Raw genomic sequence first — 24,293 nt, 5'->3', positions numbered from 1 at the left:
AATGGTTTTCCAATACCGCGAAGTCCGCCACGCCGGACACCGACGGAGATTTTCATGTCGCACACACTGATTGCCGCTCTCCTCTCGCTGAGTTCCGCGCTATGCATTGCCACGGGCGACGTGCTGCAGCAACGCGCGGCGCAGCGCATCACCGACCGGGCGCTGGGCTCCGTCGAATTGTTCGCCAATTTGCTTCGCAGCCAACGCTGGTGGTGGGGCACGCTGCTGTTGGCGGCGAGCATCGCGTTGCAGGTCGCGGCCCTGGGCGAAGGGTCGGTGCTGCTCGTCCAGGCGTTGCTGATGTCGTCGGTGCTGTTCGCCCTGCCCCTCAACGCCAGGTTGTCGCACCGCACCGTGACCGGTGGGGAATGGGTGTGGGCCGCGCTGCTGACGGCCGCGGTGGTCGTCGTCGTGGTCGTCGGCAATCCACAGGCCGGCCATAGTGGCGCATCGCTGAGAACCTGGGCCGTGGTGGCGATCGTCTTGGGGCCGCTGCTCGTCGGCTGCGTGGTGGCCGGCCGCATCCGGGGTGGCGCGGTGGCCGCCGTGTTGTTCGCCTTCGTGTCGGGGGCGCTGTGGGGCGCCTTTGCGGCGCTCACCAAGGAGGTCGTCGCTCGGCTCGGCGACGGGCTAGGCGCCGTGACCCGCGCTCCAGAGCTCTACGCCTGCATCCTGGTCGCGCTGGGGGGCGTGGTGTGGAGCCAGGCCGCATTTCGGGCGGGGCCGCTGACCGCGTCCATGCCCACGCTGCAGGTGTCACAGCCCGTGGTGGCGGCGGTGCTGGGCGTCGTCGTCCTCGGCGAGACGCTGAACACGGGCCGCGCAGGGGCGATCGCCCTGGTGGCGGCGGCGCTGGTGATGACCGCGGCCATCGTCAAGCTCGCGCGGGTGGAGGCCGTCACTGCCCGCGGCGGGGGCCAGGGGGAGCTGCACGAAGAGTACGGATTGCCGGCGTAATCGGTCCCGCGGCGAGGCACGGACCTCGCGCGAATGACGAATACATTGCGGTGATGACACCGAACGGCCGCCCCGGCTCGTGTGGCATGGGAGTGTCGGCAGATGCCATTAGAATTCCTGCAGCTACCTCGCTGGTCAGCGGTGACCACCTAGAGAATTGACTGGAAGGTCACTGGATGGCGCATTTGCGGAGACGACGATCATGGCTGGTGGCTGCCATCGTTCCGATTGCTGTGTTCGCCGCCGCCTGCAATGGCAACCACGCTGCGGCACCGGCGAAGGTCATCTTCGACAAGGGCACCCCGATGGCCGATCTGCTGGTCCCCAAGCTGACCGCCTCGGTGACCGACGGCGCCGTCGGTGTGACCGTGGATGCGCCCGTCACGGTGAGCGTCGCCGACGGCGTGCTCGCCTCGGTCAGTATGGTCAACGAGAACGGCCGGTCGATCAGTGGGCAGCTCAGTCCCGACGGCCTGCGCTGGTCGACCACCGAGCAGCTCGGCTACAACCGGCGCTACACGCTGAACGTGAAGGCGACCGGCTTGGGCGGCGCGGCCAGCAAGCAGATGACGTTCGAGACCAGTTCACCCGCCCACCTGACCATGCCCTACGTCAGCCCGGCCGACGGCGAGGTGGTGGGCATCGGCGAGCCGGTGGCGATCCGCTTCGACGAGAACATCGCCAACCGGGCGGCGGCCCAGAAGGCCATCAACATCACCACCAACCCTCCGGTGGAGGGTGCGTTCTATTGGCTGAACAACCGCGAAGTGCGTTGGCGCCCAGAGCGTTTCTGGAAGTCGGGGACCACCATCGACGTGGCGGTCAACACCTACGGGGTGGATCTGGGCGACGGGATGTTCGGCGAGGACAACGTCAAGACGCACTTCACCATCGGTGACGAGGTGATCTCGACGGCCGACGACACCACCAAGACGGTGACCGTGCGGGTCAACGGCGATGTGGTCAAGACCATGCCGACGTCGATGGGCAAGGACAGCACCCCAACGGCCAACGGCGTCTACATCATTGGCGCCCGGTTCAAGCACATCATCATGGATTCCTCGACCTACGGGGTTCCGGTCAACTCGCCCAACGGATACCGCACCGAGGTCGACTGGGCCACCCAGATGTCCTACAGCGGCGTCTTCGTCCATTCCGCGCCGTGGTCGGTGGGCGCTCAGGGCCACACCAACACCAGCCACGGCTGCCTCAACGTGAGCCCCAGCAACGCCGAATGGTTCTACGACCACAGCAAGAGCGGTGACATCGTCGAGGTGGTGCACACCGTCGGGCCGACGCTGCCCGGAATCGAGGGGCTGGGCGACTGGAACATTCCGTGGCCGCAGTGGAAAGCGGGCAACGCCAACACCTGAGGCGCAGATCAGTCGATCTTGTGCCAGCTCCCGCAACTTCGGGTCATGAACGCGGTATCGGTCGGCAAGATCCGGACCACCTGAGGGCCGTCGCCGACGTTGTTGTCGATGATGTCGTTGGTGTCGAAGCTGCGCAGCCTGGCCCAATAGCATCCGGACTTGGCGCCATCGGTGCGATAGGTGCCCGCCGCGATGTCCTTGTTGACGATGTAGGTGCCGTTAGTCTCCATGGAGGTCTTGGGCCCCGGCGGGGGTGGCGGGGCGACGGTCTTGGTCACCGTCTTGGTTTCAGCGGGCAGCGTCGACATCACGGTCGTCGTGGTGTGGCTCGACCCGCCGCAACCCGCGAGAAACAGCGCGACCCCCGCGACGGCCGCTGGCCCCGGGCGCAAGCGCCGGGATCGGGGCGGGGCGGGACGTTGTCTGTTCACTGCTTTCCACTCACGGGTGCCTCGGCGTTCGCGGAGTCGCCAACACCATAAAAGGTCAGGGAGCGGTGAGGCTCCCTGACCTGTGGGGTGAGTGACGGGACTCGAACCCGCGACATTCAGGATCACAACCTGACGCTCTACCAACTGAACTACACCCACCACGGCCGCAGGCCGACCGGCGCACGATGTCGGTCAACGAGCGGCGACGTCGATACTAGCCGGTTGGCGGCGCGGAGGCCGAATCGCTTGGCCCCGGTGCGTCTTTTCCGCCGTCGAGGGCGGCGACGATCGCCTCGATTTCGCTGGTAGAGGGGCCCGGCGGCGAGACGAACGCGGCCTGCCGATAGAACTGCAGTTCGCGGATGGACTCGTGGATGTCGGCCAATGCGCGGTGGGCCAGGCCTTTTACGGGCTGACCGAAGTAAATCCGCGGGTACCAGCGGCGGCAGAGCTCTTTGATCGAACTCACATCGATCATGCGGTAGTGCAGGTAGGAGTCCAGTGCGGGCATGTCGCGCACGAGGAAGGCGCGATCGGTGGCGATGGAGTTTCCGGCCAGCGGCGCCGTTTTCGGTTGCTTGACGTGTTCGCCGATGTAGTCGAGCACCATCGCCTCGGCGGTCGCCAGGTCGACCGTCGAGGCCCGCACCTCGTCGGTGAGCCCCGAGCGCGAGTGCATTTCGGCGACCACGTCGCCCATCGCCGACAGCGCGGCGTCGTCGGCGTGGATCACCACGTCGACCCCGTCGCCGAGAACGTTCAAATCGGCGTCGGTCACCAGCGCCGCGATCTCAATCAGCTTGTCCGAACCCAGATCAAGGCCGGTCATCTCGCAGTCGATCCACACCAATTCGTCTCGCACAGCGCTCAGACTAGTGGCGACCGCAAGCGCGGCGGAGCCGGGCGCGGCGGGTCGCCACCATCGGGCCGGTGGCGACCGCAAGCGCGGCGGAGCCGGGCGCGGCGGGTCGCCTTGGCGCAGGTGATGCCCGTGCCGGCCCTCGCCCACGTATCCGCTGGAGACGTAGGGTGAGCGTGGTCGAACTGCATGCCGAATCACTGGGGAAGAGGGGCGCAGCACGATGAGCACCGATTCAGCGGCCACGGCCGCGGCGCGGATCGCGGAGGGCTACGCCTTCGGCGGCCAGGCACTGGAATTGGGCACGGTCGTCATCGATGGCGCCGCCGACCCGGCGGCGCAGATCCGTATCCCGCTGGCCACCATCAACAGGCACGGCCTGGTGGCCGGGGCCACCGGGACCGGCAAGACCAAGACGCTGCAACTGATCGCCGAGCAGCTCAGCGCCGCGGGTGTTCCCGTGCTGATGGCCGATGTGAAGGGTGACCTGTCCGGGCTGGCCCGGCCCGGCCTGGGCAACGACAAGACGGCCGCGCGGGCCCAAGACACCGGTGACAACTGGGAGCCGACGGGGTTTCCCGTGGAGTTCTTGTCGCTGGGCACCGATGGCGTCGGTGTGCCGATCCGGGCCACGGTGGCCAGCTTCGGGCCCGTCCTGCTGTCAAAGGTGTTGGGGCTCAATGCTACTCAGGAGTCGACGCTGGGCCTGATCTTCCACTGGGCCAAGGAGAACAACAGGGCGCTGGTAACCCTGGATCAGCTGCGTGATGTCATCACCCACCTGACCAGCGATGCGGGCAAGGAAGACCTGAAATCCCTTGGCGGAGTGTCGCCCACCACGGCCGGGGTCATCCTGCGGGCGCTGGTGAACCTCGAGGGCGAGGGCGGCGACACGTTCTTCGGCGAGCCGAAGCTCGACCCGCGGGATCTGCTGCGCGTCGAGCAGGGTCGCGGCATCATCTCGCTGCTGGAGTTCGGCGGTCAGTCGTTGCGCCCAGTCATCTTCTCGACCTTCCTGATGTGGCTGCTGGCCGACCTGTTCACGGTTTTAGACGAGGTCGGCGACGTGGACAAGCCGAAGCTGGTCTTCTTCTTCGACGAGGCGCACCTGTTGTTCGCCGACGCGTCCAAGGCCTTTCTCGAGCAGGTCGAGCAGACCGTGAAGCTGATCCGGTCCAAGGGCGTCGGGGTGTTTTTCTGCACCCAGCTGCCCACCGACATTCCCAACGACATCCTCTCCCAGCTGGGCGCCCGCATTCAGCACGCGTTGCGGGCTTTCACGCCCGACGACCAGAAGGCGCTGAGCAAGACCGTCCGCACGTACCCGAAAACCGATGTCTACGACCTGGAATCGGCGTTGACGTCGCTGGGGATCGGCGAGGCCGTGGTCACCGTCCTGTCCGAGAAGGGCGCGCCGACGCCCGTCGCGTGGACCCGCATGCGGGTGCCCCGCTCACTGATGGCCTCGATCGGCGACGAGGACATCGTGGCGGCCGCGAAAAACAGTGCGCTGCAGTCGAAGTACGGTGAGACCACTCCCCAGCCGGCGCGGCCGCAGGCCGACCCTTCGGCACCGGAGCCCCAGGCCGCGCCGCGCTCGCCGCAAGCCCAGTCGGACTATCCGCCGGTCCCGTCGAATGAGCCGGTCCCGCCGATGCCCGAGCCCGCGGAGCCGAAGGGGCCCAGTTTGTTGGAGAGGCTGTGGCACGATCGGGAAGTGCAGCGCGCCGTAGACATGGGGATCCGCGAGGTCATTAAGGCGAAGTTCGGCGGCACGGGCCGCCGCCGCCGAAAGTAAATGCGGCCGCTCGCGAGCACGTGGCCTGTGGCCGTCGCCGCCGGAAGTAGCGTCTACCCGCCGCCGAGCTTCTTGTAGAACGCGCCCACGATGGGCGCCACGATGGCGCGCGGGCCGTACCCGCTGGCCACCGACATAGCCTTCGACGTCAGGCCCGGCACGACGCGCATCTTGTTGCGCGCCAACGCATCCAGCGACACGCGGGCGGTGTGCTCGGTGGAGATCCACAGAAAGTCGGGCACCAGCCGCTCGACGATCGAGGCCTCGGTGTCGTCGGGCAGGTCGGTCCGCACCGGGCCCGGCGCAAGCAGGGTCACGTTGACGCCGGACCCGCGCAGCTCGCCGCGCAGCGATTCGCTGAAGGTGTTGGCGAACGCCTTGGTGGCCGCATAGGTGGCGTTGTAGGGGATCGGCGAATTACCAGCCGCCGAACCGGAAATCAGGATGCCGCCGGACTTCCGCTCGACCATTCCCGGCAGCACGGCCAATGTAAGGTCATGAACCCCAAGGACATTCAGCTGCAGTTGCGCCTTCTCGCCGGCCGGATCGAGCGTGGCGACCGGACCGAAGGTCGCGGTGCCCGCATTGGCGCACAGGATCGAGATGGGGCGGGCGGCCAGCTCATCGCACAGTTTCGCCCGTTCGCCCGGGTCGGCCAAGTCGGCGGGGCGCACGTCGACGGTGACGCCGTACTTGCCGGTCAGGCGGGCGGCCAGGTCGTTGAGCAGGTCCTCGCGCCGTGCGGTGACGATCAGGTTGTGTCCGCGCGCGGCGAGTTCGGTGGCAAGCGCCTCACCGATGTTCTGCGAAGCTCCGGTGACGACGGCGCGCGCCTCGGCGCTTGGGGCGGGTAACGGCATGCGCCAATCGTAGACAGCGCGCGCAACGCGGCCCGCGGGCGATCGCGGGCGCCTATAGAGTGCCGGGCATGACCCAGCCGGACTCGCGTGCCGCCACGCCCGTGCGATCGCGCGTGGTGGCCTGGGCGCTCTGGGACTGCGGCTCGACGGGCCTGAACGCGATCGTGGCGACCTTCGTCTTCTCCGTCTATCTGACCAGCAGCGTTGGGGTGGGCATATCCGGTGCCACCACGCCGGCGAGCTGGTTGGGCCGCGCGGCGGCCATCGCCGGGCTGACCGTCGCCGTGCTCGCACCGGCCGTCGGCGTGTGGGTGGAGTCGCCGCATCGCAGGCGGGTGGCGCTGAGTGTGTTGACCGCCACAGCGGTGACGCTGACCTGTGCCATGTTCTTCATCCGCGACCGCCCCGGCTACCTGTGGGCGGGCCTGGTGCTGCTGGGGGCGACGGCGGCGTGCGGCGATTTGGCCAGCGTCCCGTACAACGCCATGTTGCGTCAGCTCTCGACGCCGCAGACGGCCGGGCGGATATCCGGATTCGGCTGGGCTTCGGGCTATGTCGGAAGTGTGCTGCTGCTGCTGGTGATCTACACGGGGTTCATCTCCGGATCCGGCGGCGGCCCCGATGCGACGCGCGGTCTGCTGCGAGTTCCCTTGCGCGACGGGCTTTATGTCCGCGAGGCGATGGTGGTCGCCGCGATCTGGTTCGCGGTGCTGGCGCTGCCCCTGCTGTTCGTCGCGCACCGGCTGACGTCGTCGTCGGAGGTCTACCAGCCGACCAGCATGCTGGGGGGCTACCGGAAGTTGTGGACCGAGGTCAGCGCGGAATGGAGGCGCGACCGCAATCTGGTGTACTTCCTGTTCGCCAGCGCGCTCTTCCGGGACGGGCTGGCGGCGATCTTCGCGTTCGGCGCGGTGCTCGGCGTCAACGTGTACGGCATCTCCCAGGCCAACGTGCTGATCTTCGGGGTGGCGGCCAGCGTGGTCGCCGCGGTGGGCGCGGTGCTGGGCGGGTTCGTCGACCACCGAGTCGGATCGAAGCCCGTCATCGTGGCGTCGCTGCTCGCGATCATCGTCCTGGGGCTGACCCTGATGGTGCTGTCCGGCCCGGTGGCCTTCTGGGTGTGCGGGCTGCTGTTGTGCATGTTCATCGGCCCGTCGCAGTCGTCGTCGCGGGCCTTGCTGCTGCACATGGCCAAGCACGGCAGGGAAGGCGTCGCGTTCGGCCTCTACACCATGACCGGGCGGGCGGTGGCGTTCGTCGCGCCCTGGCTGTTCTCGGTGTTCGTCGACGTCTTCGGTGCCGTGCGGGCCGGCCTGGGCGGGATCTCGCTGGTGCTGGTCGCCGGGCTGGCGGCGATGCTGGCGGTCCGGGTCCCGCTGCGCGGCGGCCCGGTGGCCGAACCCGCGGTCGAGCCGTCCTAGCTGGGATAGCGCCTAGCCGCGGGCGTCGCAGATTGTCAGGCCGCCGCCGACGCGCTTACTGATCTGCACCCCGTCGACGGTCAGCGTGCAGGTGACGCTGTGCCCGATGTTGACGATCGTGACGTTGGCCGGGTGGTTGGCCGACTTCGACAGGCTGACCTCCTTGCTCCAGGGCAGCGCGACGTTGAACTCGGTCTGGATGAGGCCGCCGGTATCGATGTACATGATGCTGATCGCGCGGCCCTCACCCGAGACGGTGTAGACGACGTCTTGCATCGCGGCCGGCCCGGTCGTCTCGGGGGGCTGCGCGGGAACGCTGGTCGGCGGTATCGGCGCTGGAATGAGCGACGGCGTCCGGTGCGGCGACGTCGTCGGGGTCTGCGTGCTCGGCTCCGGCATCGCCGGCAACGGCGGGACGGCGGTCTGGGTCTTGATCGCGTCGTTCGCGAGCACCAACGCGATCACCAAGGCGACGACCAGCAGTACCGCCGCGCCGGCGCCGATCCACAGCCATCGCGACGATTTCGGGCCGCCGGGTGGCGGGGCAGCCATGCCGGTCGGCAGCTCGCCCGACGGGGGCAGGTCTTGCTGCCAGTACGCGGGCAGCCGCTTGGTGGTATTCGTTTCGTTCGGGGTGGGCGCCCACGGTGACGTCGTCCCGCCGTAGCTCTGCGCGTACGGCGTCTGATCGGCGTACGCGGGATCGGCGGAGGGCGAATACCTCGGCTGCTGCGGCCCCGGCTGCGATGTACTAAACCGCTCGGTGGGACGTGAATCGTTCATGTCCACCTCATGGCTTGCAGGGTACCTGGACTGAAGTGTTAAAGCCCTGAGTCACCTTACGACGCCGAGCTCAGGGGCACCGATTTCCGGCCGCGAGCGCGGCCACCGTCATCGCCCGCATGACGGCGCGCGACCGCGCCGCGCCGACGTTCTTGCCCCGCGAGGCATCCGAGGACTTCATGCTGTGCGGGGTCGAATTCAGCAGTCCGAACACGGCGTGCGCGGCCAGCCGGGCGTCGGCCTCGGCCAGCTCGGGATTGAGCTCCCGCAGCACACCCACCCAGACCTCGACGTATTGGCGCTGGGATCTACGCACCTGCTTTTCGGCCGCCTCGGGCAGATGGGCGAGGTCGCGATCCTGGATGCGAATCAGGTCGGGTTCGTCGAACACGAAGTCCAGATGAAAGTCGATCAGCCCGTCCAGCACGGCGGCGGCGTCACGGTTGTCGGCCCGCACCCGCCGCGCGCCGGCGAGCAGCCGGGTGCTGATGCCCACCAGCAACTCGACGAGCAGCGACTCCTTGTTCGGGAAATGCCGGTAGATCGCCGGCCCGCTGACACCGGCGGCGGCGCCGATGTCTTCCAGCCGCACCGCCAGGAACCCGCGCTCGGCGAACAACCGCTCGGCGGCGGACAGAAGTTGTAGGCGGCGGTCAGACTTCAACTGGCTCCGGCGATTTGGAGCGTCGGAGCCACCGGCCTGACCGTCGGAGGCGGACGTTGTCATGACGGACCTCCGTTGATTAACTGGCCCTAACGTAGCACGAGTTATTCGCGATTAACTCGGGCTTGTCGACACGGGTGGTCCTGCCTGGACCGGCAACGGCGACGATGGTATTCTCAGCCCTTGAGTTAATGAGCATTAACTCAAGATTGCACGATCGCACGACGGCAAGGAGGCTGCTGCGGCGATGGACAACGTGGTGACCTCGCCCGCGAAGACGGAGGCGTCGTTCTCCGATGAGCACCGCCGGCTGGTCGGCGAGCTCAACGCCAAGCTGGCTGCGGCGGCACTGGGCGGTAACGAGCGCGCGCGGGAACGCCACGTCAGCCGGGGCAAGCTGTTGCCCCGCGAACGGGTGGATCGCCTACTCGACCCGGGCAGCCCGTTCTTGGAGCTCTCACCCCTGGCCGCAAACGGCATGTACGACGACGAATCCCCCGGCGCCGGGATCATCACCGGCATCGGCCGCGTGTCGGAGCGCGAGTGCGTGATCGTCGCCAACGACGCGACGGTCAAGGGCGGGACCTACTACCCGATGACGGTCAAGAAGCATCTGCGCGCCCAAGAGGTGGCGCTGCAGAATCGGCTCCCGTGCATCTACCTGGTGGACTCCGGGGGCGCGTTCTTGCCGCGCCAGGACGAGGTCTTCCCCGACCGCGAGCATTTCGGACGCATCTTCTACAACCAGGCGACCATGAGCGCCAAGGAGATTCCGCAGGTGGCCGCGGTGCTCGGATCGTGCACGGCCGGCGGCGCCTACGTGCCCGCGATGAGCGACGAAGCCGTCATCGTCCGTGAGCAGGGCACGATCTTCTTGGGGGGCCCGCCCCTGGTCAAGGCGGCGACCGGCGAGATCGTGTCGGCCGAAGACCTCGGCGGCGGCGACCTGCATTCCCGGGTTTCCGGCGTCACCGATCACCTCGCCGACGACGACGAACACGCCCTGCGGATCGTCCGTGCGATCGCCGCCACGTTCGGCCCCCGCGAGCCCAGCCCATGGGAGGTGCGGTCCCCGGTCGCACCCAGGTGCGCGCAGACGGAGCTTTACGACGTGGTGCCGCCCGACCCTCGCGTGCCCTACGACGTGCACGAGGTCATCGTGCGGCTGGTCGACGGCGGCGAATTCAGCGAATTCAAGGCCAACTACGGCAAGACGCTGGTGACCGCGTTCGCCCACATCCATGGCCACCCGGTGGGGATCGTGGCCAACAACGGCGTGCTTTTCAGCGAATCCGCTTTGAAGGGAGCGCATTTCATCGAGCTGTGCGACAAGCGCAAGATCCCGCTGCTGTTCTTGCAGAACATCGCCGGGTTCATGGTCGGCCGCGACTACGAGGCCGGCGGCATCGCCAAGCACGGCGCCAAGATGGTCACCGCCGTCGCCTGCGCGCGGGTGCCCAAGCTGACCGTCGTGATCGGTGGATCCTATGGGGCGGGCAACTATTCGATGTGCGGCCGGGCGTATTCGCCGCGCTTCCTGTGGATGTGGCCCAACGCCCGCATCTCGGTGATGGGCGGCGAACAGGCCGCGTCGGTGCTGGCCACCGTCCGCGGCGAGCAGCTTGCCGGCGCGGGCAAGCCGTGGTCGGCCGACGACGAAGAGGCGTTCAAGGCGCCCATTCGTGAACAGTACGAGAGTCAGGGCAACCCCTACTACTCCACGGCCCGGCTGTGGGACGACGGGATCATCGACCCAGCCGACACCAGAACCTTTGTTGGGCTTGCCCTTTCGGTGTGCGCCCAAGCGCCGCTGGAACCGGTCTCCTACGGCGTCTTCCGGATGTGAGTGCAGTGTTCGAAACCGTCTTGGTGGCCAACCGCGGCGAGATCGCGGTCCGGGTCATCCGCACCCTGCGCCGACTGGGCATCCGCTCGGTCGCCGTCTACAGCGATCCCGACGACGGCGCGCGCCATGTGCTCGAGGCCGACGAAGCGGTGCGACTGGGTCCTGCCGCGGCCCACGAGAGCTATCTGAACATCGACAAGGTCGTCGCGGCGGCCGTGCGTACCGGATCTCAAGCGATCCATCCGGGATACGGATTCCTCTCCGAGAACGCCGATTTCGCCGCAGCGTGCGAGCGAGCCGGGGTGGTATTCCTGGGGCCCCCTTCACGGGCGATCCAGGTGATGGGCGACAAGATCACCGCCAAGAACGCGGTAGCCGCCTTCGACGTCCCGGTGGTGCCCGGGGTCGCCAAAGCCGGGCTGAGCGACGACGAACTGGTCGCCGCGGCCGACGAGGTCGGATACCCGGTGCTGATCAAACCTTCGGCGGGTGGTGGCGGCAAGGGCATGCGCCTGGTGGAAGAGCCCGGCAGGTTGCGCGAGGCCCTGGTGGGGGCGCGGCGCGAGGCCGCCTCGTCTTTCGGCGACGACACCTTGTTTCTGGAGCGATTCGTGTTGCGCCCCAGGCACATCGAGGTGCAGGTGCTCGCCGACACGCACGGCAACATCGTGCACCTCGGCGAGCGCGAGTGCAGCCTGCAGCGCCGCCACCAGAAGGTCATCGAGGAGGCGCCGTCGCCGCTGCTCGACGAGCCGACACGGGCGCGCATCGGGGAGGCGGCCTGCAACACCGCACGCAGCGTCGACTACGTCGGTGCGGGCACCGTCGAATTCATCGTCTCCGCGGCCCGGCCCGACGAGTTCTTCTTCATGGAGATGAACACCCGCCTGCAGGTTGAGCACCCGGTCACCGAAGCGGTCACCGGGCTGGACCTGGTCGAGTGGCAGCTACGGGTGGCCGCCGGCGAGAAGCTGGCGTTCGCCCAGGACGACGTCGACATGCGCGGGCACGCCATCGAGGCCCGGGTGTACGCCGAAGATCCGGCGCGCGGGTTCTTGCCGACGGGCGGACGGGTGCTGGGTGTTTCCGAGCCGTCCGGTGACGGTGTGCGAGTGGACTCCTCGCTGTTGCCGGGCACGCTGGTCGGCAGTGACTACGACCCGATGCTGAGCAAGGTGATCGCCCACGGGGACGACCGCGACGAGGCGCTGGCGAAACTCGACCGGGCATTGAGCCGCACCGCAATCCTGGGCGTGCAGACCAACATCGAGTTCCTCCGGTTCCTGCTCGCCGACGCACGCGTGCGTGCCGGTGATCTGGACACCGCGCTGCTCGATGAGCGGCTGGCGGACTTCGCTCCGCTGCCGGCTCCCGACGACGTCCTGGCGGCGGCCGGTCTGTACCGGCAATCGGCGTTGGCCTTCCGGGCCCGCCGCTTCGCGGGCGATCCGTGGGCGGCGCCGACGGGATGGCGGGTCGGCGGTAGCCCGGCGCCGGTGCGCACCGACATGCGGACCCCGCTGCGCAGTGAGACGGTGTCGGTGTGGGGGCCGCCCGAGGCCGCCAGCGTGCGGGTGGGCGACGGCGAAACGCTGTCCGCAACAGCGCAAGTCGAGCCGTCGCGGATGAACGTGACGCTGGACGGGGTGCGCCGGGAATACCGCTGGGCCGAAGACGACCGGCACTTGTGGATCGCCGACGAGCGTGGAACCTGGCACCTGCGTGAGGCCGAGGAGAACAAGATCCACCGCGCCGCGGGCGCACAGCGTGCCGAGATCGTCAGCCCGATGCCCGGCAGCGTGATCGCGGTGCAGGCATCCTCGGGCACCGAGGTTTCCGAAGGCGACGTGGTGGTCGTCGTCGAGGCGATGAAAATGGAACATTCGCTTGCCGCACCGGTTTCCGGACAGGTGGAGGTACTGGTCTCCGTCGGCGATCAGGTGACGGTGGATCAGGTGCTGGCCCGGCTGGTGCCCGATGAATCCAGCGCGGCAAGCGATTCGAGTGAGGACGCGTCATGACCACATCCATTACCGCGGGGACCCTACCCAAGGAATATCAGGACCTGCGCGACACGGTGGCCGAGTTCGCGCGCACCGTCGTCGCTCCGGTGTCGGCGAAACACGATGAGGAACACAGCTTCCCGTACGAGGTCGTCGCCAAGATGGGGGAGATGGGCCTGTTCGGGTTGCCGTTCCCCGAGGAGTACGGCGGCATGGGCGGCGACTACTTCGCGCTGTCGCTGGCGCTCGAGGAACTCGGCAAGGTCGATCAGTCGGTGGCCATCACCCTGGAGGCCGGCGCCAGCCTCGGCGCGATGCCCATCTACCGGTTCGGCACCGAAGAGCAGAAGCAGAAGTGGCTGCCGGACCTGACCGCCGGGCGGGCGCTGGCCGGTTTCGGGCTGACCGAACCCGGGGCGGGGTCGGACGCGGGAGGCACCCGCACCACCGCCCGGCTCGACGACGGCGAGTGGGTGATCAACGGCAGTAAGCAGTTCATCACCAACTCCGGCACCGACATCACCTCACTGGTCACCGTCACCGCCGTCACCGGAACCAACGCGAACGGCAAAAAAGAGATCTCATCGATCATCGTGCCCAGCGGCACACCCGGATTCACCGTCGAGCCGGTGTACAGCAAGGTCGGTTGGAACGCGTCGGACACCCACCCGTTGAGCTTCGACGACGCACGCGTCCCGCAGGAGAACCTGTTGGGTGCGCGCGGCACCGGCTACTCGGGCTTCCTGTCGATCCTGGACGAGGGCCGCATCGCGATCGCCGCGCTGGCGACCGGCGCGGCGCAGGGCTGCGTCGACGAAAGCGTCAAGTACGCCAAGGAACGACAGGCGTTCGGCCAACCGATCGGCGCCTACCAGGCGATCAGTTTCAAGATTGCGCGGATGGAGGCGCGTGCCCATGTGGCCCGCACGGCCTACTACGATGCGGCTGCAAAGATGTTGGCGGGCAAGCCCTTCAAGAAGGAGGCGGCAATCGCGAAAATGATCGCCTCGGAAGCCGCGATGGACAACGCCCGCGACGCTACGCAGATTCACGGCGGCTACGGCTTCATGAACGAATATCCGGTCGCCCGGCACTACCGCGACAGCAAGATCCTCGAAATCGGCGAAGGGACCACCGAAGTGCAGCTGATGCTCATCGCGCGATCGCTGGGGCTCTCGTGACCGACCAAGGCGGCAAGTCGGTTGTCCAGCGGGGCTTGTGGTTTGACGAGTTCGAGATCGGCACCACCTACTTGCACCGCCCCGGCCGCACGATCACCGAGGCCGACAACGTCTTGTTCACCACGCTCACCATGAACACCCAGTCGCTGCACCTCGACGCGGCGTGGGCGGCCGAGCAGCCGGGCTTTCGCGGCGAGCGGCTGGTCAACTCCATGTTCACCCTCTCCACGCTGGTGGGGCTGTCGGTGTCGCAGCTGACGCTCGGCACCATCGTGGCCAACCTGGGCTTCTCCGAGGTGTCCTTCCCCAAGCCGGTGTTCCACGGGGACACCCTGTACGCCGAGACCGTCTGCACGGCCAAGCGCGAATCGAAGAGCCGCCCCGGCGAGGGCATCGTCACCCTCGAGCACACGGGACGCAATCAGCACGGCGACGTCGTCGCGCGCGCGGTGCGCACCACGCTGGTGCAAAAACGCCCGGCCGACCAGGAGGCCAAGTGAACCTGCATGCCGCCGGCCCCGGATGGTTGTTCTGCCCGGCCGACCGGCCCGCGCGTTTCGCCAAGGCCGCCGCTGCCGCCGACGTGGTGATCCTCGACCTCGAGGACGGTGTGGCCGAGGCGGATAAGCCCGCGGCGCGCAAGGCCTTGCAGGAGACGCCGCTGGACCCCGAGCGCACGGTCGTGCGGGTCAACGCCGCAGACACCGCGGAATATCCGCTGGACCTCGAGGCCCTGGCCGGCACCGCCTACACCACCGTGATGCTGTCCAAGACGGAATCGGCCGCGCAGGTGACGGCGCTCGCGCCCCGCGATGTGATCGCGCTGCTGGAGACGCCGCGTGGCGCGGTGTTCGCCACCGAAATCGCGGCGGCGCCGGGCACCGTCGCGCTGATGTGGGGCGCCGAGGATCTGGTCGCCACGCTCGGCGGCAGCTCCAGCCGCAAGGCCGACGGCACCTATCGCGACGTCGCGCATCACGTGCGGTCGACGGCACTGCTCACGGCGTCCACCTTCGGCCGGGTCGCGCTCGACGCCGTGCACCTGGACATCCGGGACCTCGATGGCCTGCGGGCCGAGGCCGAGGACGCCGTCGCGCTGGGTTTCGGCGGAACGGTGTGCATCCACCCGAGCCAGATTCCGGTGGTGCGCGAGGCGTACCGCCCCAGCGAGGAGCGACTGGACTGGGCGCGGCGGGTGCTGACGGCGGCGCGGTCCGAACGCGGCGTCTTCGCGTTCGAGGGCCAGATGGTCGACTCTCCGGTGCTCAAGCACGCGCAGATGACGTTGCGCAGGGCGGGCGAGACCGTCCCCGACTGACGACCCCGCGAACCGCCCGGGCGAGGGGCGCGCGCCGAAGCGCGACACGTTGCGCCGTCTTCGCAATCAACGCGGTCTCTTCCCGTTTGAGCGCATAATGGTGGTACGTCAGTGTCGCGGCGAGCGAAGCCTTTCGTGTAGCTGGCGATCGACTCCCGCTCGCGGTGGACCCCGGCTGACCGTTTGCCGGGACCCGCTGTGGCTCACCGGGCCACGCGGCACCCGGCGAGGAAGGCGGTGTGGCGCAGATGTCTTCGGTGCCGATGGCTGTCGACCTGGAACCGGTGCAACTCGTCGCGCCCGATGGCACACCGACGCCCGAACATCGCTACAGCCGTGAGCTTCCCGCAGAAACGCTGAGCTGGCTCTACGAGATGATGGTGGTCACCCGGGAGCTGGACGGCGAATTCGTCAACCTCAAGCGGCAAGGGGAACTGGGGCTGTTCGCGTCATGCCGCGGTCAGGAGGCCGCCCAGGTCGGCGCCGCGGCGTGCCTGCGCAAGACGGATTGGTTGTTCCCCCAATATCGGGAATTGGGCGCGTTTTTGGTGCGCGGCATCCCGCCCGGGCATGTGGGGGCGGCGTGGCGCGGAACGTGGCATGGCGGCCTCGATTTCACCAAGAAATGCTGTGCGCCGCTGTCGATCCCGATCGGCACCCAGACCCTGCACGCCGTGGGCGCGGCGATGGCTGCCCAACGCCTCGGCGAGGATTCGGTGACGGTGGCCTTCCTCGGCGACGGCGCCACCAGCGTGGGAGACGTGCACGAGGCGCTGAACTTCGCGGCCGTGTTCGCCACGCCCTGCCTGTTCTTCGTGCAGAACAACCAATGGGCGATCTCGATGCCGATATCCAGGCAGACCGCCGCACCGTCGCTGGCGCACAAGGCGATTGGCTACGGAATGCCCGGAATCCGGGTGGACGGCAATGACGTTCTCGCCTGCTATGCGGTGACGGCCGAGGCGGCCGCCCGCGCCCGGGCCGGCGGCGGGCCGACGTTGATCGAGGCGGTCACCTACCGCCTGGCCCCGCACACCACATCCGACGACCCGAGCCGATACCGGACGCAAGAGGAAGTCGACCGCTGGGCAGCGCTGGAACCGATCGGGCGCTACCGCAGCTACTTGCAGGGCCAGGGCCTGTGGACGGACCGGTTGGAGGAACGCGTTGCGGCCCGGGCGAAGAGGATGCGGGCCGAATTGCGCGACGCGGTGTTTGACGCGCCGGACTTCGACATCGACGAGGTGTTCACCTCGGTGTACGCCGAAATCACGCCGGGACTACAGGCGCAGCGGCAACAGCTGCGGGCCGAACTCGACCGAAGCGATTGAGAGGCGTCCATGACCCAGCTCGCTGATCGCCCGGCCGGCCACGACGAGACACTCACCGCGGCACTGGAGAACGTCGCGCTGGGCGCGCAGTCGTTGACCATGGTGCAGGCGCTCAACCGCGCCCTGCACGACGCGATGGCCGCCGACGACCGGGTGCTGGTGTTCGGCGAGGACGTCTCCGTTGAGGGCGGCGTGTTTCGGGTCACCGAGGGGCTGGCCGCGGCGTTCGGCGAAGCCCGCTGCTTCGACACGCCGCTGGCGGAGTCCGCCATCATCGGGATCGCGGTGGGGCTGGCGTTGCGCGGCTTCGTGCCTGTTCCCGAGATCCAGTTCGACGGGTTTTCCTACCCGGCCTTCGATCAGGTGGTCAGCCACCTGGCGAAGTACCGCACCCGCACCCGCGGCGAAATCAACATGCCCGTGACGGTGCGCATCCCCTCGTTCGGGGGAATCGGTGCGGCAGAGCATCATTCGGATTCCACCGAGTCGTACTGGGCGCACACCGCCGGCCTGAAGGTGGTGGTGCCGTCCAGCCCCGCCGACGCGTATTGGCTGCTGCGGCACGCGATCAGTTGCCCGGACCCGGTCATGTACTTGGAGCCGAAGCGCCGCTACCAGGGTCGCGGCCTGGTTGATGTCACCCGGCCGGAACCACCGATCGGGCGGGCGATGGTGCGCCGCCCGGGCACCGACGTCACCGTCGTGACGTACGGCAGCCTGGTCGGCACGGCCGTCGGTGCCGCCGAAGAGGCTCAGCGGCAACGCGGTTGGAGCCTGGACGTCATCGACCTGCGCTCGCTGGTGCCGCTGGACTTCGATACCGTCGCGGCGTCGATCCACCGGACCGGACGCTGCGTGGTGATGCACGAGGGCCCGCGGAGCCTGGGATACGGCGCGGGGTTGGCCGCCCGAATTCAGGAGGAGTTGTTCTACGAGCTGGAGGCGCCGGTGTTGCGCGCGTGCGGCTTCGATACCCCATACCCGCCGGCGCGGCTGGAGAAGTGGTGGTTGCCGGGCCCCGACCGGCTACTGGATTGCGTCGAGCGCGTGCTGGAGCAGCCGTGAGCGAGGATCCGATCAAGTCGTTTCGGGTTCCCGACCTCGGGGAGGGCCTGGAAGAAGTCACGGTGACGCAGTGGCACGTGGCGGTGGGAGAGGACGTCGAGCTCAACCAGGTGCTGTGCACGGTGGAGACGGCCAAGGCCGAAGTGGAGATCCCCAGCCCCTACGCGGGTCGGATCGTCGAAAGGAACGGCGCCGAGGGCGATGTGCTCGACGTGGGGGCGGTGCTGCTGCGGATCGACACTGCGCCGCTCGGCGGTGATGCACCGGCCGCCGAGACGGCGGCACCCACGCTGGTCGGTTACGGCGCTGACTCCGGCATCGACGTCAGCCGGCGCACTACCCGTCCGCTGGCCGCGCCTCCGGTGCGCAAGCTGGCCAAAGAGCTGATGGTGGATCTCAACTCGGTGCAGCATCGCGCGGGCGCGATCATCACCCGGGAGGACGTGCTTTCGGCCGCCGGTGGCAATGGGAACGGCGCCGACGCGCGGCCGGTCCGCGGTGTGCAGGCCCGGATGGCGGAGAAGATGACGCTGTCGCACAGGGAGATTCCGCCGGCGAAGGTCGGTGTCGAGGTCGACTGCGCGGAGTTGCTGCGGTTGTCTGACGCGTTCCGTGCGGATCAGGAGACCATGACGCCGTTCGTCCTCACGTTGCGATTGTTGGTCATCGCGTTGCGGCACAACGAGCTGTTGAATGCGACGTGGGTCGACTCGCCGCAGGGACCGCAGGTGCGCGTCGAGCATCGGGTGCATCTGGGCATCGCGGCGGCCACCTCACGTGGCTTGCTCGTGCCCGTAATCGCCGATGCCCACACCATGACGACCCGCGAACTGGCAACCAAGGCGGCCGAATTGATCGCCGGCGCGCGTGCGGGCGGCCTCGGGCCGGGGGAGTTGCGGGGCTCGACCTTCACCGTGACGAACTTCGGGGCGCTGGGCGTGGACGACGGGGTGCCGGTGATCAACCATCCCGAGGCCGCCATCCTCGGCATGGGAGCGATCAAGCCCCGGCCCGTCGTCCGGGGCGGCGAAATCGTGGTGCGTCCGACCATGTCGTTGACATGTGTGTTCGACCATCGCATCGCCGACGGTGCGCAAGCCGCCCAATTCGTCTGCGAGCTAAGGGATCTCATCGAGGCACCGGAAACGGCTTTGCTCGATTTGTGAGTTCGGGTTCAGGAGTGCGGCGGTACGGGGCACCAGAACAGGCCGCAATTGAAGTTGGGCTGATGAAACGGCGGCGGGGGCGGGTACGGGGGTGGATTGTCGGTGTCCCAGCACTGGTTCCAGTACTTGTTCTCACCCCACGCAGGGTTCCACGGCTGATTCGGGCACCAATGCGCTCGTGGGGCCGGCCCCGGTTGGGCGTTCGCGGTACCCGCGGTCAGCGCGAGTCCCGCGGTGGCGAGTCCACTGGCCAGCAGGGCTCCGGCGACAAGCCGGGCGACGGTGTGGTGAAGCTGCACGCTGCGTTCCTTTGCTCGGGCGCCACGTCGGTTGGCGTCGTCGCTGCCCAGTGCATCTGGCCCACCGCGCTACCGATCCCAACCTGCGCGCGTGCGGGGGAAGGCCTACCGGCGTTGCGCGGCGGCCAATCGCTGTGCGAATTCCGGTGATTGGATGGAATACGACTGCGGACCGAGCTCGGCGCGCATGGCGAGCTCGTGTTGCTCGTTGTCCAGCGACCCAGGACTGACGGTGGCGCGCATGGTGGCCTTGGTGGACAGCACCACGTCCCGCGGAGCCGCCGCCGGGCCGGCGGCGAGCTCCAGCGCCGCGGCGACCGGATCGTCGGCGACGCTCAGCGCCAAGCCGTGCCGCACGGCGGCGTCGGCGTCGAAGCGCATGCCGAACAGCAGCGCCGCGCGCGCCACCTGCGGGCCGACCGCCCGCTGGAACATCCACGTGGCGCCCCCGCCCGGGTGCAGCCCGAGCTTCTGGAATCGCGCATCGAACACGGCGGCGGGTCCGGCGATGCGCACGTCGGCGGCCAGGGCCAGATTCAGACCGGCCCCGACCGCGGCGCCGTTGACGGCGGCAATGGTGGGCAGCCGGCAACCGCCGACGGCCATGAAGCCGTCGTAGAGCTGCTGCAGGCCGGTCTCGGCGGCCCCGCCGCCCGCGGCGCCGAGGGCGCTGAGGTCTGCGCCCGCGCAGAACGCCTTGCCGGCCCCGGTGACCACCACGGCATGCACCCCGGGATCGGCTTCGGCCCGTTCGACGGCCTCGCGCAGCAGGCCCGACGACTCGGCGGTGATCGCGTTGCGCCGATCGGGATCGTTGACGGTGATGAGCGCGACGCGGTCGGTGACGGTGTACAGGATCGGTTCGGACTGGGCCATCGGGCACCTCCGGCTTCGGGTCTTGGCGGCGGATCCGCCTGGGCGCACCGGGTTATCGGCGGCGGCGTCACGGGCGAGGTAAGACTACTTCGCGCCTCGCACATGAAGTCGGCCGGTGTGAGCGGCGATGAGCGGGAACCGGTAGGAAAAGGCCCGGCATTCGATACTGGCGGTCCGCCGTATGGGTCCCGTCCGACGGCGCACGCCATTCGCGCCGGGCGCGCATCCCGTTGGGCGCCGCCGTGCAAAGGCGGCAGTCTTTGCGGGGCGGGAAGCGGACATCGGAATCTACAAGCACTGCTGTATTTATCAAAACGTTATCTGACGGTTTACGCCTCGCCGGCCGGACCGCGGAATCGACGTGGCGAAACCGCGCGTGGCGAGCCGACTCACGGGGCGGGGCCCGGTGCTGGGGGCCGGCCCCGTTACGCCGCGAACGTGTCGCGGTCCGCTATAGCTCGGGTTTCGCTAACTTTCTCGCCAGCTGATCGAGTTCGGCCTGGCGCTCCCGCACCGCACAGCCTCCCCGCTCCACCCGCGCTCCCCGCATGACGGTCACCGGCAGCGCATCGCTGCGTAGCCTAGTGTTCGCGTAATGTATTGCGGCATCGATCATTTCGATGTAACGCTCGGCATCGTGCTCGGCGCACGACCCCTCGATGCGCTGGACTTCGTCCCAACACGGATAGGAAGCGTAGCGGGCATCAAGTTGTTGCTGCGAGACTTGCGTTCCGAAGTAACAGCGCCAGTCGCGGCTCAACCAACCCCTTGTTTTGACTTCCACTTTGATTCGATTGCCAACGCCGGCTATGAACCTCGGCTCCCCGACGCGCACCACCGGCTGCCAGTCATTCGACGCCATATTCGCCAACCCCTCGAAGAGAAGACGCTCTAAGTAATGATCTCCCCGTAAGCGCCATCTGCTCGTTTTGACACGCTGTTCCCAGAACGATTAAACCGCAAACTTTTGACGGCGACTTCGAATTTTGCGGGTTCGTCAAGAAGTATGGAAACGGCCCTTCGGTGTTACTGATGGTCCGTTGGGGCGGCTTTGCGGCGGTGCCCGAAAACCCTCCGAATATCGCCATGACATGCAGCACTGCCCCGGATGCCGCAGGTCGGGCTCAAGGATCCATAAAGGATCCGCCAAGGCGCGCGCCGCAATCTGATGTCAGCTCGAAAGAGCGTCTGAGAAGTAGGCATCTCCTTAGGAGCGAAGCTCATGCGGAACACGGGGTACAGGACAACGCGGTCCGGAACAATGGCGCACCGGGCGTACGCAAGACCGCGCGATCAACGAATCGGATACACCCGGCTGATGCTGGTCTCCGTTGCGACGGCCGGACTCGTCGGCCTCGGCGTCGGTGTCGCGTGCGTAGATCGACCGCTGGCCGGCCGGCATTGTTCGGTTCCGAACGTGACCACGCAGGACACCGCCGGGCTCACACTGTCGTGCAGCCCGGCATCGACTCGAATCGGTGAGGCGGTGTGGCAGTATGTGCCGTCGTAGCCTCGATACGTCCAGTGGCGCAGCGGATTTCGATCCCATTGACCGCCGCTCGGACATGCTCTGCGGCGCGAACGAACGAGCGCCACCACGATGGTCGGGTAGGCGGCCTCAGAGATGGCCGGCCACGAAAGTGGCGGCCTGACTTGGCATTCCGGATCCCTGATACGACAGATCCGCCGCCGAGAACAACTCGTCGTGCGACGGCAGCGCCAGCGGACCGCCCGGTGTGCACACCGGGTCACCGGGCGCACACAGATCGATGGCCTTCGCCCCGTACCACGGGCTGACCACGCTCACCGGCGCCCCCAGATACCTGGCCGACGGATTTCCGAACAGCGCCAGGGCGGCGACATGGTCGGCCTCGTCGGCCGTCAATATCTGCGGGATCAAGCCCGCGATCGGCGCCTGGGCGATGGTGATCAGGTCGATCACCATCGCGCCCTGCGAATAGCCGCCGAGCACGAGTTTGGTGTTGGGGCAGTTGGCCACCATGGACTGAACGTGCGCGTGCGCGTCGCCGGCGCCCGCGGACGCTGACGGCGCGAAATCCTCGTCCGCGGGGTAGTTGACGGGATACACCCCGAGGGATCGACCGCCGACTTGGGTGCGTAACGAGTCGATGAACGCCTGTCCGACCCCGCCGACACCGGGCGGCTCGGCGGTGCCTCGGGCGAAGGTCACCTCGACGTCGGGGCAGGGCGCGGCGGACGCGGAGATCGCTGGGCACAGCGGCGGCGTGCAGGCCGTCACCGCCGCGACAGCCAGTACACGCGCTAATCGGCGTGCGTTCACGCTCCCATGCTGACACATCGGCATCGCCGCGCAAGGCCCAATCCGCGCGGTTCGCCGGCACCCGAGACGCATCCGTCTAGCATCCGCCGAAGTCGCACAACAAAAAGAGTGCCCCCGGCACGACTCGAACGTGCGACCTAGGGATTAGAAGGCCCTTGCTCTATCCACCTGAGCTACGGAGGCAATGTGCAGGTCAGTCTATCCAACGGCGGCCGTCGACCCGATTCCCCGCCGCCACGCGCTCGAAAAGCCTTCCCGCGCCGCGTTTATCGGTTATCGTGGGGACCCTCGACACACGTGCGACATCGGCCGGTCATGGGCCGTTAACCGCAACGAGGCGTGTGCATAACGTCGAGAGGTGACGTTGCATGAGCGTGGCCGGTAAGCAGACTTCGCCCTGTTCGTGGGCGGGCGCCCAGGTGGCACGGCTGGCGGCCGAAGCGCGGGACGTCTACCAACTCGGCAACCTGGTGGTGCGCGGCGGGCCCTTCGCGCTGGGCTGCTTCGCCGGCTGGCTGTTCACGGAGTTCCCGCCGCACGTGGTGACCGGGCACGCGCTGTCGCGCGTCGCGCATCCGTCCGTCGGCCGGGTCGGCACGACGCTGGCCGCCCAGCGGGCGGATCGAACCCTTACCGCCGCGCTCGAGGAGTCCTTCGGCCCCGACTTTCGCGAACAGGTGTGTCATCCCGCCGCCGTCGGCGCCCTGTGCGCCCCGCGCGGTCGCCTGTTGAGCAGGCCCGGGCCGCACCGCCGGTATGCGGCGCAGACGTCCGACATCGCCTACGGTCCCAGCCCGCGCGACAACCTGCTGGACATCTGGCGGCGCGACGATTTGGCTCCCGGGTGCCGGGCGCCGGTGCTGATCCAGGTGCCGGGCGGGGCCTGGGCGCTCAACGGCAGGCGGCCGCAGGCATACACGCTGATGAGCCGGATGGTCCAACTCGGCTGGATCTGCGTCTCGATCGACTACAGCAAGAGCCCGCGCGCCACGTTCCCCGCGCACCTCATCGACGTCAAGCGGGCGATCGCGTGGGTCCGGGAGAACATCGCGGATTACGGCGGCGACCCCGACTTCATCGCGATCACCGGCGGCTCGGCGGGCGGGCACCTGGCCTCCCTGGCGGCGCTGACCCCGAACGATCCCACGTTCCAGCCCGGCTTCGAAGAGGCCGACACCACGGTGCAAGCGGTAGCGCCCTACTACGGCGTCTACGACTTCACCGACTCCGAGCACATGCACCCGCTGATGCTGCCGTTCCTCGAACAGTTCGTCATGAAGGCCCGTTACGCCGACGAGCCCGAGCGCTTCACGGCCGCATCGCCGGTTTCCTACGTGCACCGCGACGCGCCGCCCTTCTTCGTGCTGCACGGCCAGAAGGACGAGTTGGTGCCCAGCGGCCAGGCTCGCGCTTTCTGCGCGGCGTTGCGCGCGGCCGGTGCGGCCACGGTGGCCCACGCCGAACTGGGCAACGCCCACCACGCTTTCGACATCACGCCGACGGTCCGATCGCGCCTGGCCGCCGATGCCGTCGCCGATTTCCTCGGCGTCGTGTACGGGCGGCGCGTCAGCTCACTGCTGGATTCGCGGCCGCTGTCGGCCACTTCCGCCAGTTGACGGCCAGCTGAGTCCGCGGCCCGGCACTCGCCGCTGCTTTCACCAGCGTGGTAACCCGACTAGCGTTGGGTAGACCATTGGGGTTGGTGTTCCAAGGCAGGAGGCTTGAGCGACGGTGACAACGTTGGCGCGTCGAGCTGATGA

The 24,293-nt window shown here is 68.1% G+C and carries 22 protein-coding genes and 2 tRNA genes; 13 read left to right on the top strand and 11 right to left on the bottom strand.

All coding sequences use genetic code 11. The features are described from left to right. The first annotated feature begins 54 nt into the window (after nt 1–54). The gene (locus AC5Y5B_RS15715) at nt 55–957 is read left to right on the top strand and encodes a DMT family transporter (protein ID WP_500005861.1); all 903 of its coding nucleotides are present in this window, start codon (nt 55–57) and stop codon (nt 955–957) included. A 176-nt stretch (nt 958–1,133) separates the two neighbouring features. Next, nucleotides 1,134–2,330 (top strand): L,D-transpeptidase, encoded by a 1,197-nt coding sequence (locus AC5Y5B_RS15710; protein WP_112631756.1) that lies wholly within the window; start codon nt 1,134–1,136, stop codon nt 2,328–2,330. A gap of 8 nt (nt 2,331–2,338) precedes the next feature. Here AC5Y5B_RS15710 and AC5Y5B_RS15705 read toward each other — a convergent pair whose 3' ends face one another. The 3 genes from AC5Y5B_RS15705 to orn all read right to left on the bottom strand — a co-directional run bounded on the left by AC5Y5B_RS15705 (nt 2,339) and on the right by orn (nt 3,623). Then, entirely contained in the window at nt 2,339–2,722 is a 384-nt protein-coding gene (locus AC5Y5B_RS15705; RefSeq protein WP_500005857.1) for an Rv1352/Rv1906c domain-containing protein, read from the bottom strand. 122 nt (nt 2,723–2,844) lie between these two features. Continuing rightward, a tRNA-His gene (locus AC5Y5B_RS15700) sits at nt 2,845–2,920 on the bottom strand. 55 nt (nt 2,921–2,975) lie between these two features. Further along, nucleotides 2,976–3,623 carry an oligoribonuclease gene (gene orn, locus AC5Y5B_RS15695; RefSeq protein WP_500005853.1) on the bottom strand — a complete coding sequence of 216 codons (648 nt, stop codon included), beginning with the start codon at nt 3,621–3,623 and terminating at the stop codon, nt 2,976–2,978. Between the two features lie 220 nt (nt 3,624–3,843). Here orn and AC5Y5B_RS15690 point away from each other — a divergent pair, with 220 nt between their 5' ends. Continuing rightward, entirely contained in the window at nt 3,844–5,418 is a 1,575-nt protein-coding gene (locus tag AC5Y5B_RS15690; protein ID WP_500005850.1) for a helicase HerA-like domain-containing protein, read from the top strand. Between the two features lie 53 nt (nt 5,419–5,471). Here the strand turns inward: AC5Y5B_RS15690 and cmrA are convergent, their stop codons facing one another. Beyond that, a complete protein-coding gene (cmrA, locus tag AC5Y5B_RS15685; protein ID WP_112631752.1) occupies nt 5,472–6,278 on the bottom strand; it encodes a mycolate reductase in 807 nt (268 codons plus the stop codon). Nucleotides 6,279–6,346: 68 nt separating this feature from the next. Here cmrA and AC5Y5B_RS15680 point away from each other — a divergent pair, with 68 nt between their 5' ends. Then, nucleotides 6,347–7,699, top strand: a complete 1,353-nt coding sequence (locus AC5Y5B_RS15680; RefSeq protein ID WP_500005843.1) for an MFS transporter — start codon at nt 6,347–6,349, stop codon at nt 7,697–7,699. Between the two features lie 12 nt (nt 7,700–7,711). On the opposite strand, the gene AC5Y5B_RS15675 is transcribed toward AC5Y5B_RS15680, so the two are convergent. Beyond that, nucleotides 7,712–8,488 (bottom strand): MmpS family transport accessory protein, encoded by a 777-nt coding sequence (locus tag AC5Y5B_RS15675; RefSeq protein ID WP_112631750.1) that lies wholly within the window; start codon nt 8,486–8,488, stop codon nt 7,712–7,714. Between the two features lie 64 nt (nt 8,489–8,552). Continuing rightward, nucleotides 8,553–9,209, bottom strand: coding sequence for an SACE_7040 family transcriptional regulator (locus tag AC5Y5B_RS15670; protein ID WP_112631749.1), 657 nt, complete (start codon nt 9,207–9,209; stop codon nt 8,553–8,555). A 184-nt stretch (nt 9,210–9,393) separates the two neighbouring features. Between AC5Y5B_RS15670 and AC5Y5B_RS15665 the strand changes: the two genes are divergently transcribed. From AC5Y5B_RS15665 to AC5Y5B_RS15630, 8 genes are all read left to right on the top strand, one after another. Beyond that, nucleotides 9,394–10,992: a carboxyl transferase domain-containing protein gene (locus AC5Y5B_RS15665; protein WP_500005837.1), complete on the top strand. Its 1,599-nt coding sequence runs from the start codon at nt 9,394–9,396 to the stop codon at nt 10,990–10,992. A 5-nt stretch (nt 10,993–10,997) separates the two neighbouring features. After that, nucleotides 10,998–13,013 carry an acetyl/propionyl/methylcrotonyl-CoA carboxylase subunit alpha gene (locus AC5Y5B_RS15660; RefSeq protein ID WP_500005832.1) on the top strand — a complete coding sequence of 672 codons (2,016 nt, stop codon included), beginning with the start codon at nt 10,998–11,000 and terminating at the stop codon, nt 13,011–13,013. Beyond that, the gene (locus tag AC5Y5B_RS15655; protein ID WP_500005830.1) at nt 13,010–14,176 is read left to right on the top strand and encodes an acyl-CoA dehydrogenase family protein; all 1,167 of its coding nucleotides are present in this window, start codon (nt 13,010–13,012) and stop codon (nt 14,174–14,176) included. Before AC5Y5B_RS15660 ends, AC5Y5B_RS15655 begins: the two co-directional genes overlap by 4 nt. Next, the gene (locus AC5Y5B_RS15650; protein ID WP_112631865.1) at nt 14,158–14,676 is read left to right on the top strand and encodes a MaoC family dehydratase; all 519 of its coding nucleotides are present in this window, start codon (nt 14,158–14,160) and stop codon (nt 14,674–14,676) included. The genes AC5Y5B_RS15655 and AC5Y5B_RS15650 overlap by 19 nt, the downstream gene beginning before the upstream one ends. After that, entirely contained in the window at nt 14,673–15,494 is an 822-nt protein-coding gene (locus tag AC5Y5B_RS15645) for an HpcH/HpaI aldolase/citrate lyase family protein (protein ID WP_500005828.1), read from the top strand. The genes AC5Y5B_RS15650 and AC5Y5B_RS15645 overlap by 4 nt, the downstream gene beginning before the upstream one ends. A 248-nt stretch (nt 15,495–15,742) precedes the next feature. Then, complete coding sequence (pdhA, locus tag AC5Y5B_RS15640; protein ID WP_240631676.1) at nt 15,743–16,825, top strand: pyruvate dehydrogenase (acetyl-transferring) E1 component subunit alpha; 1,083 nt, start codon at nt 15,743–15,745, stop codon at nt 16,823–16,825. A gap of 9 nt (nt 16,826–16,834) precedes the next feature. Then, nucleotides 16,835–17,890, top strand: coding sequence for a 3-methyl-2-oxobutanoate dehydrogenase subunit beta (bkdB, locus tag AC5Y5B_RS15635; RefSeq protein WP_112631744.1), 1,056 nt, complete (start codon nt 16,835–16,837; stop codon nt 17,888–17,890). Further along, entirely contained in the window at nt 17,887–19,056 is a 1,170-nt protein-coding gene (locus tag AC5Y5B_RS15630) for a dihydrolipoamide acetyltransferase family protein (RefSeq protein ID WP_112631743.1), read from the top strand. The genes bkdB and AC5Y5B_RS15630 overlap by 4 nt, the downstream gene beginning before the upstream one ends. 8 nt (nt 19,057–19,064) lie before the next feature. Here AC5Y5B_RS15630 and AC5Y5B_RS15625 read toward each other — a convergent pair whose 3' ends face one another. From AC5Y5B_RS15625 to AC5Y5B_RS15605, 5 genes are all read right to left on the bottom strand, one after another. Next, nucleotides 19,065–19,355 (bottom strand): Mtp family mycobacterial-type pilin, encoded by a 291-nt coding sequence (locus AC5Y5B_RS15625; RefSeq protein WP_133259220.1) that lies wholly within the window; start codon nt 19,353–19,355, stop codon nt 19,065–19,067. 105 nt (nt 19,356–19,460) lie between these two features. Then, nucleotides 19,461–20,231 (bottom strand): enoyl-CoA hydratase, encoded by a 771-nt coding sequence (locus tag AC5Y5B_RS15620; protein ID WP_500005820.1) that lies wholly within the window; start codon nt 20,229–20,231, stop codon nt 19,461–19,463. Nucleotides 20,232–20,682: 451 nt separating this feature from the next. After that, entirely contained in the window at nt 20,683–21,093 is a 411-nt protein-coding gene (locus tag AC5Y5B_RS15615; protein ID WP_500005817.1) for a hypothetical protein, read from the bottom strand. 756 nt (nt 21,094–21,849) lie between these two features. Beyond that, on the bottom strand, nt 21,850–22,533 hold the full coding sequence (locus tag AC5Y5B_RS15610) for a cutinase family protein (RefSeq protein ID WP_205869027.1): 684 nt from the start codon (nt 22,531–22,533) through the stop codon (nt 21,850–21,852). Between the two features lie 109 nt (nt 22,534–22,642). Beyond that, a tRNA-Arg gene (locus tag AC5Y5B_RS15605) sits at nt 22,643–22,716 on the bottom strand. Nucleotides 22,717–22,901: 185 nt separating this feature from the next. On the opposite strand from AC5Y5B_RS15605, the gene lipQ reads away from it, so the two are divergent. Further along, nucleotides 22,902–24,149 (top strand): esterase LipQ, encoded by a 1,248-nt coding sequence (gene lipQ, locus AC5Y5B_RS15600; protein WP_112630854.1) that lies wholly within the window; start codon nt 22,902–22,904, stop codon nt 24,147–24,149. Nucleotides 24,150–24,293 lie beyond the last annotated feature (144 nt).

Source organism: Mycobacterium sp. NGS33, assembly GCF_059812885.1.
This window is presented reverse-complemented; position numbering and strand designations above follow the sequence as displayed.